A 12353-nucleotide genomic window follows, 5' to 3' on the forward strand; every position below is an offset into this window, starting at 1 on the left:
GTTTACTTCTCACACCCTAAAATCTCGGTAGTTCTGGGAATTTTTCTTGGCCGCGGTGCACGTGCATGCGCCCGAACTCGGCGCAGCGGTGCAATGTGGGCACCGCCTTGCCCGGATTCAGCAGGCCGGGTTCGTCGAATGCCCGTTTCACGCCGTGAAACGCTTCCAGTTCATTGGAGCGGAACTGGATGCACATCTGGTTGATTTTTTCGATGCCGACCCCGTGCTCGCCGGTGATAGTGCCGCCGACTTCGACACAAAGCTCCAGGATCTCCCCGCCGAACTCCTCCGTTCGACGCAGTTCATCGGACTGGTTGGCGTCGTACATGATGAGCGGGTGCAGATTTCCGTCGCCGGCATGAAACACGTTGGCGCAGCGTAAGCCGTATTTGTTTTCCATGTCGCCGATCGCGTGCAACACCCGGGAGAGCTGTTTCCGCGGAATGGTTCCGTCCATGCAATAATAATCCGGCGTAATCCGTCCCACCGCGGGAAATGCCGCCTTGCGCCCCGCCCAGAACCTCTGGCGTTCATCGTCGCTTTGGGACACTCGCGTTTCAGTTGCGCCGCTTCGTTTCATCACGTCCTGGATACGCCTGATTTCATCATCCACGTCTTCGGCGCAGCCGTCCGATTCGCACAGCAGAATCGCTTCCGCATCCAGCGGATAGCCGGCGTTGGCGAACGGTTCCACCGCCTGAGTCATGCGTTTGTCCATCATTTCCAGGCCTGCGGGAATAATTCCGGCATTAATGATATTTGCCACCGCGTCTGCCGCGCGGCCCACCTCGTCAAAGGCCGCCAATACCACCTGCGCGCGCTCGGGCAGTGGCAACAGCTTCACCGTGATTTCGGTAATTGCTCCGAGCATGCCTTCGGACCCGGTCATCAACGCCAGCAAATCGTAGCCCGGCGAATCCAGCGCCTCGCTCCCGATTTCCAGGAGCTCGCCTTCAATGGTAAATACGCGCAGCTTGAGAATATTGTGCAAGGTGAGGCCGTATTTCAGGCAATGCACTCCGCCGGAATTTTCCGCGACGTTGCCGCCGATGCTGCACGCAATCTGGCTGGACGGGTCGGGCGCATAATAAAGCCCGTAGGGCGCGGCTGCTTCGGAAATGGCGAGATTGCGCACGCCCGGCTGCACGCGCATGGTGCGCGCGACTGGATCGATTTCCAGGATGCGCATGAATTTACCCATCGCAAGCAGCACGCCTTCCGAGTGGGGAAGCGCGCCCCCTGAAAGTCCGGTGCCCGCGCCGCGCGCAACAACGGGTACGTTGTGCTCGCGGCATGCGCGCAAAACGCGCTGCACTTGCTCTTCGTTTTCAGGCAGCACCGCCATTAAGGGTAGCTGGCGGTAAGCGGCGAGCCCGTCGCATTCATAAGGCTTAAGCTCTTCGCGTTCCGCCAATACCGCTTGCGCTGGCATGAAGCTGCGCAATTGCGCAAGCAGCGATGTGCGAACAGGTAGTTTTTCAACTGCGGCGTGCATGGAGTCTGCTTAATTTAAGTTACTTACAACTTTACGCGACTTCCAGGAGGTTGGAAAGCGCGGCGCGGATTTATTCCTGCGCCATTTCCGGGTCTATTTTCGGCTCGCGCAGGCCGAGCAGGCTCAGGAGTAAAAGCGCAGCGCCGATCGACAGCATGCCGGCGATTTCCCATTGCTTGGGTTGTTCTCCGAGTTCCAGCCACGCGGCGAGCACGCCGACTACGGGAACCATGAGTGAACCCAGTCCCGCGGTTCCCGCCGGCAAATGCTCCAGCACGTAAAGCCATAACAGCCAGGCTAGCGCGGTGCCGAGAACTGCGTTGTAAATAACCGCGAACCAGAAGTAGCCGCTCAACTCGATCGGCTGCTGCGGTACAAGGAAAGTAATTCCGACCAGTACGATTGCTCCGAGCAGCATCTGCCAGGCGGTGAGCGAAAGCAAATCGAGCTGCACGCGGCTGCGCAGTTTTTTTGCCACGATGACCGCCGCCGCCCAGCTAATCCCGGCCGCGGTGGCGATGATGCTGCTGGCAAGGCTGCCTTGCGGATTCCACGGCTGGAGGATAAAAAACAAGCCCGCAAGCGCCATGGCAACCGCGAGCCACTGCATGCCGTGTATGCGTTCATGCAGCAGCGGCCATGCAAGAATCAACAGCCAGAAGGTCATGGTGTAGGAAAGCACCGCGGTCTTGCCGGCGCCGCCGTCCACCACCGCCCACATGATTAGTGCGGTAAATATCGTGGTTTGCAGCAAGCCCAGCAGCAGCGTGGATTTTAGTTCCACCGGGCGCAACGGTTTTCTCATCCAGGCCAAAACCGCGAACAAACACAGCGCGCCGAAAAAGGTGCGCAGCGCGGCGAAATCAAAAGGCCCGCAGAAGGCCAGCACTTTTTTCATCACCACCCAGTTATAGCCCCAGATGAAAGCGAGCACGATGAGCGCCAAGGCGGCGGAGCGGGGGTGGGATTTATTATTCAATTTACTCTTCGCATGAAAATCTAGGGTCTTGGCGGATTTTACCTTTTATTTGCTAACGTTATTGCATCATCCGTGCAACGGCAGTGCGAATTTTATTGCTTTTTAATTGGGCCTGCGGGTATATTCTTTCCTATAAAACGTGCTTGAACATTCCATTATTAAATCGACGGCACGTATTTATATGTCGGCGGGGTAACAAAAATCAAAACGCCGGCGAGACTTTAAACCTTAAAAAACTCGCGGAAACCGGCTCGGAACCATTGATCCTGATGAGGGAGGCATCAGTGGATGCAAATCGACCTATTTCGACGCAAGCTTTTGTCTGGGGGTTGGGCGGCATTTGCCAACTGCAGAGAATTCCGTTTGCCCCTGAGCTGGTCCTGCGGCAAATCCCTCCGCCTTATAATCTGCTTTCACTGCAGCGGGCTGCACAAGGGCTCGGAATTAAAAGCAGCTTTCGCGCGGTTTCCGCAGCCGACCTCAACAAACTGGTTTTGCCGTGCATCGCTGTCCTAAAACTAAAAGCTTCCGCTTCTCCTTCTCGGGGTGAGGGTAAGGAAGAAGCCCATTTCAGCATTGCTCTTGTCGTCAAAACTGATGAGAAGCAAATAGTGCTTTTCGAGCCGGGCGATCCTAATCCCAAATCGTATCCTGTCGCCGAATTCGAAACGCGTTATGCCGGCCAGGTCATGCTGTTCACCCGGAAAGAGCAGGCTGCCACCGACAAGGATGCTGCGCGGTTGCAGCAACAGACTTTCGGTTTCAAGTGGTTCATTCCCGAACTCCTCAAGCACAAGCAAATCTGGCGCGATGTGCTGCTGGCCTCGCTTGCCATTCAGCTCATGGCGCTTGCCACGCCGTTGTTCACCCAGGTCGTGATTGACAAGGTGGTGGTGCACCAAACCATGAATACCCTGGTGGTGATAGGAATCGGGCTCGCCGTATTCATGCTGTTTACCTCTGCCATGAGCTGGGCGCGCCAGTATTTGGTGCTGCACACCGGCAACCGCGTGGACGCAGTGCTGGGCGGCCAGGTGTTCGAGCACATTTTGAAATTGTCGCCGCGCTATTACGAACACCGCCCAACCGGCGTGGTTGTGGCGCGAATCCACGGGGTGGAGACCATTCGCGAATTTGTGAGCGGCGCGGCGGTGACGCTGATCCTTGACTGCCCGTTCCTGCTGATATTCCTCGCCATCATGTTTTATTACAGTTGGCTGCTGAGTCTGATTACGCTTGCGCTGCTCGGGGCTATCATCGCCTTGAGCGTGGCCGTGGTGCCGTTCCTTCGCCAGCGGCTCAACCAGCAGTTCCTGCTGGGTGCGAGAAACCAGGCGTTCCTTACCGAATACATCGCCGGCATGGAAACCGTGAAATCCTTGCAAATGGAGCCGCAGCTCAAAAGCCGCTATGGCGACTACCTGGCCGCTTATCTCAATTCCAGCTTCAATACTCGCAGCCTGTCCAATGCCTACAACGTCGCCGCTAACACGCTGGACCAACTTCTGACCTTGCTCATTCTCTGCGCCGGCGCCTGGCTGGTGATGCAAAACGAAGGCTTCACCATCGGCATGCTGGTGGCTTATCAGATGTTCGCAAGCCGCATGTCTCAGCCCATGTTGCGCATAGTAGGTTTATGGCAGGAATTCCAGCAGGCGGCCATTGCAGTGAAGCGCCTTGGTGACATCATGAACGCGCCCCCCGAACCCTATTCGCTGATTCCGGGGCGGGCATCGGCGGAGCGTGGCCGGGTGGAGATTGTCAATTTGAGTTTCCGTTACGCGGAGAATCTGCCTTATCTTTACACTGGTCTTAACATCAAGCTCGAGCCCGGAGTCTGCATGGCACTGATGGGGCCGAGCGGCTGCGGAAAGAGCACTCTGGCGAAACTCCTGCAAGGTTTTTATCTTCCCTCGGACGGTCAGATCAAAATAGACGGCCACGATATCCGCCATCTTGCTGCCAATGAACTGCGGCAATACTTCGGCGTGGTGCCGCAGGACACCATCCTCTTCTCAGGCACCATTTATGAGAATCTTTCCCTCGCCAATCCCCGTGCGACTTTCGAACAAGTGGTGCAGGCCTGCAAGATGGCGGAGATTCACGAAACCATCGAGCAACTGCCCGAAGGCTATCAGACGCAAATCGGAGAGCACGGCGTGGGGCTTTCCGGCGGGCAGAAGCAAAGAGTCGCCATCGCCCGCGCGCTCCTGAAACGACCGAGAATCCTGATATTTGACGAAGCCACCAGCAACCTCGATCTGCCCACTGCCGAGCATTTCGCAAGAACGGTTAATCAACTTAAAGGCAAAGTCACCATGCTATTCATCACGCATCAGCTGCCAAAAGGACTGCAGGTGGATGAGATTGTGGCTCTAGGCCAGCATGAAAAACAAATGAGCGTGGTCAAGGGAGAAAAGAATCAGGATGGATAATTTGTAATGCGATGGAAAATAGGCATTGGACCCTTTGTTTGCTGTAACCAAGAATTTGGATGACGGCTGAAGGTAAGCTGGGCAAAAGCTTGGATAAGTTAAATGTAAACCCGTACTATTAATGGAAAAAACGCTCTCATGGATATGTGCAAGCCAAACTATTGCAAGAGCGGTAGCGTGGAGCCCCGGGGCGGCAGCGGAGTCGACGATGCTGGAGGCGCGTTCGCCGCGTGGCGGTGTGCATCAGCAACTGGGTCAAGTGTTGTAGGGCCTGCGCGGGGCAAGTGCAGCGAAACTATGAGCGAAGGAAATGAAACATCATGACACGCCCACGCGATCAATCGAGTCTAGCCGTATTTCTAGGGAATTTAAAATGGTTCGTTGTTGTCATCATGCAACTCGGGCTGATTTCTCACGCAATGGGAGGGGAAATGGTTAAGCATCATTTCAGCTTTGATACGATAGTCGACAGCCCAGATGTGGAGGTGCTGGACTATCAGTATGGAAGCAGCTGGCAGTTTGGCACCCACGCGAACAAAGAAAGGGTTAAGCTTAGACAGGTGTTCCCGGCATGGAATACGGCTGGAGTGATGCCGAAAATCCGAACCTCGATCACTGGCGCATGGTGAATAGCCTGCTCGATGCCCATTTGGCGGGCAGCGATACTGAGGCCCTGGGTGGCGATCTTGCCTATCAATACGGCAAGAACGGCACGCTTACGGGAACCGGATTAACTGCAGCGCAGGACGTGCTCAATGCGCCGCAGTTTGGGACGCAGCCGCAGACCCTGCGTCCGCTTGACACCTTGAAGGAAGGCACGGTTAAATTAAGCTGAAAATAATGAGGATTAAGACGTGACGCGGCAAATCATTCTCGACACTGAAACTACGGGGCTCGAGCCGAACCTTGGGCACCGCGTGGTGGAGCTCGCGGCCGTGGAGCTTCTCAACCGGCGGTTATCGGGCGACCGTTTCCACAGCTATCTCAATCCGCAACGCGACAGCGACGCGGCGGCTTTGCAAATCCACGGGCTCTCCAGCGAGTTTCTGCAGGACAAGCCCGGGTTCAAGGAGATCGCCCAGGAATTTCTGCAATATATCGAGGGCGCTGAACTCATCATTCACAATGCGGCTTTCGACCAAGCGTTTCTCGACTACGAACTGGGATTGCTGGGCTTGAAGCCGCTCACGGAATATTGCTCGGGGATTGTGGATACGCTCAAGATGGCCAAGGAATTGCATCCCGGCAAAAAAAATTCCCTGGATGCACTGTGCGAACGTTATCAGGTGGACAATTCCAAGCGCACCCTGCATGGCGCGCTGCTAGATGCCGAGCTGCTCGCTGACGTTTATCTGGCAATGACTCGCGGACAGGAGAGCCTGATGATGGACGGGGACGACGCCCGTTCGCGGCGCACCGAAGTCGCGCACGCTTTCGTAAAGCGCGAGCTCGTGGTGCTTACCGCTTCCGCGGATGAGCTGCGGGCACATATGCAGGTGCTAAAGGAAATCGAAAAGGCGAGCGACGGCAACTGCTTGTGGAATAAGCTCGATAATGCCGGCTAACGCAACCCCGCGCAGCACACTCCATCGCGCCGCACGCGCTAATGAGTAAGATCCCAGCCGCTTGAGCGTTTAAACCGCTTTTGCTTTGTGCAACTCTTCCCACCCCGGAAGATGCGCAAGGCGCCGGTAATCATCGGGGCGGTCCACGTCCCACAGCACCGGCAACTCATACCAGCGCCAGCCGAGTTTGTGCAGGCGTTGGCGCGTTTGCTCCAATACGTGCGATCCACCCCACGTGATTCCCTGAAACAGGCGCGGCGAGCAGCGGGTCAGGCCGATGAGTATGTAGGCACCGTCTTCCGTAGGGCCAAGCAAGACCTCGTTGTCATTCTTGAGCATTTCTACGGCATGGCGCAAATTCTGCGAAGTAAGCGCAGGACAGTCGCTTCCCATCAACAGCACCCGCTCGCTATGGCACAGCGATTTTTGAAACGCATGGAACATGCGCTGGCCAAGATCGCCCGGCCCTTGCGAGCGTAACGCAACGCCGAATTCTTTAGCGCAGCCGGCAAAATAGGGATGCTCTGTGGAAGGCGTGCACCACAGCTCGACTGCGCCCACCTGGGCCTCCACTGCCGCCGCCAGAGCGCGTTTTACCAGCTTCTCCTGCAGCGCCTTGGCCCCGTCCACTCCGAGTGACGGAATCAGCAAGGTTTTGACCTCGCCGGCTTCAGGCGCTTTGGCAAATATCAATATTCTGCACGCATCTTTGTGATTTACTCGATCCAAGACGCCCTCGGTTCTTTCTTTTGGTTAAAATTTCCACCTACCAGAATAACAGATTTCTGCGAAGTTACGCATCCACACGTAAACTGCCCGCCGCGCGGAAAATACTGGCCGTAAGCAGCAGCACGCCCAAATCATAGCATCCGCTGGCCGTAAAGGCCCGTGACAGAAACTCCCCGCAAAATGCCGCGCTGATGAATGTCAACACTCCCATTGACGCCACGACCAGCCCGCGAAACACTTTGTCTTTGAGCCGGACGCTGTACCAAAGGTGCAGAACATAAATGTATGAGGGGATCAGGAGCACCAGGTAATGCTTTTGCATTACTGTGGCAAACATCGGCACCAGGCTGAAGGTAAGCGCGATCCCGCCCCAATGCGATATCAGCGCGCCACGCTTGCGGAAAAGAAGCGCGTACAAAACCACCAACCCGGCGACCGCGGCAACCACCACGTATTCCAAGACGCGAAGTATTGCAGTGGGCAAAACGAAAAGCGTCAGATGATATTGTCTGCCGTTGTATTCGAAAGCTACGCTGTCGCTGAAAAAGCGGTAAAGCTGCGCCTGCAACGACAAATTGACGTGAAAAGGCCATTTGGCACTTCTCAAGTCGCTGTAGAGCACGACGTTATGGAACCAGTAACTGAGAAAGTGCAAATTTTTGTCGAACCCTACCAGAATTGCGGGTAACAGCAGGCCTATGAGCAGACCGCATGCAATGCCAAGCGTTACCCGCACGTTGCGCCTTGCTGCGAACCAGATTGCGAATGGCAGCGAGATGATTTTTATCGCAATGGATATCCCAATTGCTGCGCCGCCCATGAACGCGCGGTTCTTCTGAAGCCAGACCAGCCCCAGCACCACGAGCGCCAGCACCAGAATATTCGACTGCCCAAAAGCGAGGTGGTTGAAGATAAACCTGAATGTAGGCAGCAATGCAAAGAAACCGACCGTCCACCGCGTCTTGCTCGGGATCTCGAAAAACGGCGTCCCTGCGAGCAATTCATAAAATGCCTTCATCGCCCAGCCCAGCAGAAAAACGTTCAGCACGCACCATCCCACCACCGTCACGTTAATGGGCAGAAATGTGAAGGGAATAAACAGCACTGCGAAAAGCGGCGGATAAAGGTAGTAGAACACGCCGGCCCGGATGGGAGTAAGGTAGGGATTGTTGCCGCCGAGAATGAGGCTCGCGGCATGCAGATAAACCTCCAGGTCGGGCTTGGCAATCGGGTTGCGGATTAGTTTGGCGCTGGCGAGGACGATGACGGTGAGGATTGTGATGACTGCCAGAACGCGATAAAGATTTAACAGCTTTTCAAACGGCGGGAAGCGGATGCGCTCGTGCATTTTGCTTTTCAGCCGGGATTTTTCGGCGATGTGCCGGCCGGCAAATAGTCCTTGACGATATAAAGCGGTCGATGCTTGGCTTCGTTGAACATCCTTCCCAGGTATTCCCCGATGATGCCGATGGTAAAAAGCTGCACGCCGCCGAGAAACAGGATCACCACCATCAACGAAGGATAGCCACGCACCGGCTCGCCGAAAGCCAGAGTTTTGTAGATGATCCACACGCCGTAGGCAAACGCAGCGAAAGCGGTAAACAGTCCGATGTAGGTTGCGAATTTCAGCGGCGTCGTGGTAAACGAGGTAATTCCTTCCAGCGCAAAGTTCCAAAGGCGCCAGTAGTTCCATTTGGTTTTGCCGGCCGCGCGCGCTTCGCGCTGGAATAATACCGCTTTCTGCGGATAGCCGATCCAGGCAAAAAGACCCTTCATGAAGCGGTGATGTTCGCGCAACTGCTTGAGCGAATCCACTGCGCGTCGCGAGAGCAGCCGGAAATCGCCTGCGTCTTCGGGAATTTTCACGCGGCTTGCACGCTGCATGAGCCGGTAAAAGACGTACGCCGTGGCTTTTTTCAGCGCGCTTTCGCCTTCGCGCTCGGTGCGGCGCGCATAGACTACATCGTAGCCTTCGCGCCAGCGCTCCAAAAATTCCGGAATCAGCTCCGGAGGATCCTGCAGGTCCGCGTCGATTACAATCACCGCTTCGCCCACGGCGTGATCCAGTCCGGCGGTGAGCGCGATTTCCTTGCCGAAATTGCGGCTCAGATCGAGAATTGCGACGCGCTCGTCGCTTGACTTCAACGAGCGCAGGATGTCGAGCGTGCCATCGCTGCTCCCATCGTTGACATAGATCACTTCCACAGGGGAGCCAAGTTTCGCCAGCACGGGGGAAAGCCGCTCATGAAAAGCGCGCAGCACATCCTGTTCGTTATACGCCGGCACGACGATGGAGATGAGCCCGTTCGAACTCATCGACCTTTTTCCCTGAAGGTCCACGATTTATTTCCCCCGAAGTTCCAAAGAAGCACCAAGCCCGTTGCGATTATCTGCACCAGCAGATAATGCAAATGCAGCATGTGTACGCCCGCAGCCATGATCATGGTATTGATGCCGAGGCCGACCACTGCGATGACGAAAAATTTGAACATGGCCTCGCGGTGCGGCAGGCTGCTGCCGAAGACATAACGGTGGCTTAAGAAATAATTCACGAATGCGCCGCATACGAATCCGATAAATGAGGCCGTCACTGCTGCTGCCCACGCGAGTTGAACCAGCGCGATAAGCACGACATACTGGACTGCGGTGCCGATCGCACCGGCTCCGGCAAAGCGCAGGAACTGCTTCAACAAGACATATTTCGCATCGCTGGCAGGCTCGGGGCCTCGCATGAGTTCTTCCAGGAATGGCATATAGGCGGCTTAAATTATTTCACAGCGCATGTTTCGCCGGCGCCGCTTCGAATTATCCAGCATATTATAAACTTGCGCCAAGCGGGTGGCTCGCAGTCCGGGCGTGATTTAATTTACTTGCGCGAAGCGTGTTATTCTCCTCAGGAGCCGATTATGCAAATGATTAATCCCAACAAGGTAGGCCTGGCGCTTGGCGCGCTTCTGGGCGGGTTGCACCTTCTGTGGGCGCTCCTGGTGGCGATGGGCTGGGCACGGCCTCTACTTGATTTCGTGTTCTGGATTCATTTCATAAAGCCGGTCTATCAGGTCGAACCCTTCAACGTTCTTACCGCGCTTCTGCTTATCGTGGTTACTTCAGGTACCGGCTACGCTTTCGGCTTTTTCTTCGGCTTGCTGTGGAACCATTTTCACAGGTAGTCGGGCAGGGTTCCCGGCATAATTATTCAACGACCCCGAAGATGACGTCGGGAAGTCACCCTAATTCTGCCGGCTTCATCCGATGAAGCGTCCTGCGGTCTGAGAATTTCTGCATTAGCCCGGCGTTTGGATGGGACTTTCGAACGATCACTGGAAACGGCGCGCATCGTCGCTGGCATAAATCGCAGCCGCGCCGTCTGCTTTACAGGCGTTTCTGAGCCCCTGAACAACTTCTGCCAAGCGTTCGGCCGGTATGGCGCAGGTCATTTCGGTATTGGACATGCCAGTGCGCACCCGACTCAGCATGCAGCCGACGCTCACGGCAACCTGCTTTTGTTCCTTGGCGATCGGAATGATATGACACTGGGGTTTTCCCTCGTACCGCAGGCCATCGACGGCTGATGACATGACCATCGCCTGCTTGGCGTTAATCCGCAGGAAAACCACATCGGGATCAACGGTCGTGTCTTCAAGCGGCCCATAGGTGATGTAGTTCGGGCGCTGCTTCACCACCGGAATACCCGGCATCATTTCCATCTTCACCCAGCCGGATTCAAGCAAAGCGGCCACGTCGGCTTTGTCGGCGACTTCTTGCAGCGTCTTCAAGCCATGGGTGACGCTGCCAACGCTGCAATTGCCGTGATCTTGCGGAAGCGTGGTAAAGGTCCGGTCAGCGGCTTTCATCCAGAACACGCAGCCGGCCGAAACCTTGCCGGTTCTGCCGTCGGGTGTCGCCTCAGGCGCGCGGCTTTGGTAAAGTGGTACGTTGGCAGGCACGCGTTGGGAAAAAGTGATGGCGAGGGGTTTCGATTGCAGAGCCAACAGCGAACTAAGCTCCGAAGCGAGTGATCTATAGTCTTGTGAGTTCATGGGCCGGCCCTTTTCGTGAAAAGCAAGTTGCGTCAGCTTTGCGAATATAAAAGTTCCATTCTAGACCAGAACATCACCTTTGCAGAAGACGCTGGGACAAAGCTCGGCGTTCATACACCGGCCCGATGGCGCCTCGCGGCAGCACCCAGAATTTGGTAATGTATTGCTCACCCCGTAAGCGTTAGGGCAGGGAAGGCGAGGAGGCCTTCATGGCACATCAGGCATCCGCCGCGGCACCCGGCCGCAAAACAGTCATCCACCCGCTGGTAGTGCGCATCACGCACTGGATCAACGCGATTGCCATAATCATCATGATCTTAAGCGGCTGGCGCATCTATGATGCTTCACCGATTTTCAATTTCGACTTCCCCCCGGCAATCACTCTCGGTGGCTGGCTGGCGGGCGCGCTGCAATGGCACTTCGCTGCGATGTGGCTTTTGGTGCTGAACGGCTTATTTTACATTTGTTATGGTTTCATCTCCGGCCATTTCAAAATGAGCTTTCTGCCGTTGACCTTGCGATCCATTTGGCACGAATTCAGGAACTTGTTGCGAGGCCAAATCTCGCATGAGCTTGGCGTTTATAACGCAATTCAGCGCGCCGCGTATATCGGAGTGATTTGCATGGGTGTTGTGCTGGTGTTATCCGGGCTATCCATCTGGAAGCCGGTGCAATTCCAGGAGCTCACGGCACTAATGGGCGGTTACGATAGCGCGCGCGTGGTGCACTTTGTTGCGATGGCGCTGGTAGTCTTTTTTATAGTCGTGCACTTGACGCTAGTGGTGCTGGTGCCAAAAACCTTTTGGCCAATGATTTCCGGCCGCGCCGCGCGCGGACAGGAGAAAGCGAAATGAAAATGCCCACCAAACCCAACCGCGATTTGGTAAGACCTTCGGCCGATATCATCAAGATCGAACGACGCTTGTTCCTGAAGCAAAGTCTCAGCCTCGGCGCACTCACACTGCTTTCGGGGTGCGATATCACCGATGCGGACTCGGTGAAAAAAGTGCTTTGGGGCATGTCGCGCTGGAACGACCGCGTGCAGGCGTTCTTGTTCAACCCGAACAAGCTCGCGCCGACTTATCCAGAAAGCGCAATTACCAAGCCGTT

The 12353-nt window shown here is 55.7% G+C and carries 13 protein-coding genes; 6 read left to right on the forward strand and 7 right to left on the reverse strand.

Annotation, left to right across the window (positions count from 1 at the left end):
- Positions 1–16: 16 nt before the first annotated feature.
- Positions 17–1495, reverse strand: coding sequence for an FAD-linked oxidase C-terminal domain-containing protein (locus VLV32_10020; GenBank protein HUL42221.1), 1479 nt, complete (start codon positions 1493–1495; stop codon positions 17–19).
- A 70-nt stretch (positions 1496–1565) separates the two neighbouring features.
- Positions 1566–2474 (reverse strand): EamA family transporter, encoded by a 909-nt coding sequence (locus VLV32_10025; protein ID HUL42222.1) that lies wholly within the window; start codon positions 2472–2474, stop codon positions 1566–1568.
- Between the two features lie 284 nt (positions 2475–2758).
- Between VLV32_10025 and VLV32_10030 the strand changes: the two genes are divergently transcribed.
- The 3 genes from VLV32_10030 to dnaQ all read left to right on the forward strand — a co-directional run bounded on the left by VLV32_10030 (position 2759) and on the right by dnaQ (position 6474).
- The gene (locus tag VLV32_10030; GenBank protein HUL42223.1) at positions 2759–4909 is read left to right on the forward strand and encodes a peptidase domain-containing ABC transporter; all 2151 of its coding nucleotides are present in this window, start codon (positions 2759–2761) and stop codon (positions 4907–4909) included.
- A gap of 571 nt (positions 4910–5480) precedes the next feature.
- Positions 5481–5744, forward strand: coding sequence for a hypothetical protein (locus VLV32_10035; GenBank protein HUL42224.1), 264 nt, complete (start codon positions 5481–5483; stop codon positions 5742–5744).
- A gap of 19 nt (positions 5745–5763) precedes the next feature.
- Positions 5764–6474: a DNA polymerase III subunit epsilon gene (gene dnaQ, locus VLV32_10040; protein ID HUL42225.1), complete on the forward strand. Its 711-nt coding sequence runs from the start codon at positions 5764–5766 to the stop codon at positions 6472–6474.
- Between the two features lie 69 nt (positions 6475–6543).
- Here dnaQ and VLV32_10045 read toward each other — a convergent pair whose 3' ends face one another.
- From VLV32_10045 to VLV32_10060, 4 genes are all read right to left on the reverse strand, one after another.
- Positions 6544–7203, reverse strand: a complete 660-nt coding sequence (locus VLV32_10045) for a TIGR04282 family arsenosugar biosynthesis glycosyltransferase (GenBank protein HUL42226.1) — start codon at positions 7201–7203, stop codon at positions 6544–6546.
- Between the two features lie 64 nt (positions 7204–7267).
- The gene (locus VLV32_10050; protein HUL42227.1) at positions 7268–8551 is read right to left on the reverse strand and encodes a glycosyltransferase family 87 protein; all 1284 of its coding nucleotides are present in this window, start codon (positions 8549–8551) and stop codon (positions 7268–7270) included.
- 8 nt (positions 8552–8559) lie between these two features.
- Positions 8560–9519, reverse strand: a complete 960-nt coding sequence (locus VLV32_10055; GenBank protein ID HUL42228.1) for a glycosyltransferase family 2 protein — start codon at positions 9517–9519, stop codon at positions 8560–8562.
- Positions 9516–9935: a GtrA family protein gene (locus VLV32_10060; GenBank protein ID HUL42229.1), complete on the reverse strand. Its 420-nt coding sequence runs from the start codon at positions 9933–9935 to the stop codon at positions 9516–9518. The genes VLV32_10055 and VLV32_10060 overlap by 4 nt, the downstream gene beginning before the upstream one ends.
- Positions 9936–10109: 174 nt before the next feature.
- On the opposite strand from VLV32_10060, the gene VLV32_10065 reads away from it, so the two are divergent.
- Positions 10110–10373 carry a hypothetical protein gene (locus VLV32_10065; protein ID HUL42230.1) on the forward strand — a complete coding sequence of 88 codons (264 nt, stop codon included), beginning with the start codon at positions 10110–10112 and terminating at the stop codon, positions 10371–10373.
- Between the two features lie 147 nt (positions 10374–10520).
- Here the strand turns inward: VLV32_10065 and VLV32_10070 are convergent, their stop codons facing one another.
- Entirely contained in the window at positions 10521–11243 is a 723-nt protein-coding gene (locus tag VLV32_10070) for a DUF169 domain-containing protein (protein ID HUL42231.1), read from the reverse strand.
- Between the two features lie 209 nt (positions 11244–11452).
- Between VLV32_10070 and VLV32_10075 the strand changes: the two genes are divergently transcribed.
- Positions 11453–12097, forward strand: coding sequence for a cytochrome b/b6 domain-containing protein (locus VLV32_10075; protein HUL42232.1), 645 nt, complete (start codon positions 11453–11455; stop codon positions 12095–12097).
- A gap of 2 nt (positions 12098–12099) precedes the next feature.
- Positions 12100–12353 (forward strand): molybdopterin-binding protein (locus tag VLV32_10080; protein HUL42233.1); only part of this gene is annotated, 254 nt, incomplete at its 3' end.

It is taken from the genome of Burkholderiales bacterium (genome assembly GCA_035518095.1).
GTDB lineage: Bacteria > Pseudomonadota > Gammaproteobacteria > Burkholderiales > JAHFRG01 > JAHFRG01.

What these genes read in the sequence shown, in the direction of transcription:
- VLV32_10075 (HUL42232.1), top strand. Translation starts at nt 11,453, where the DNA reads ATGGCACATCAGGCATCCGCCGCGGCACCCGGCCGCAAAACAGTCATC.
- VLV32_10020 (HUL42221.1), bottom strand. Translation starts at nt 1,495, where the DNA reads ATGCACGCCGCAGTTGAAAAACTACCTGTTCGCACATCGCTGCTTGCG.
- VLV32_10055 (HUL42228.1), bottom strand. Translation starts at nt 9,519, where the DNA reads ATGAGTTCGAACGGGCTCATCTCCATCGTCGTGCCGGCGTATAACGAA.
- VLV32_10050 (HUL42227.1), bottom strand. Translation starts at nt 8,551, where the DNA reads ATGCACGAGCGCATCCGCTTCCCGCCGTTTGAAAAGCTGTTAAATCTT.
- VLV32_10065 (HUL42230.1), top strand. Translation starts at nt 10,110, where the DNA reads ATGCAAATGATTAATCCCAACAAGGTAGGCCTGGCGCTTGGCGCGCTT.
- VLV32_10060 (HUL42229.1), bottom strand. Translation starts at nt 9,935, where the DNA reads ATGCGAGGCCCCGAGCCTGCCAGCGATGCGAAATATGTCTTGTTGAAG.
- VLV32_10070 (HUL42231.1), bottom strand. Translation starts at nt 11,243, where the DNA reads ATGAACTCACAAGACTATAGATCACTCGCTTCGGAGCTTAGTTCGCTG.
- VLV32_10035 (HUL42224.1), top strand. Translation starts at nt 5,481, where the DNA reads ATGGAATACGGCTGGAGTGATGCCGAAAATCCGAACCTCGATCACTGG.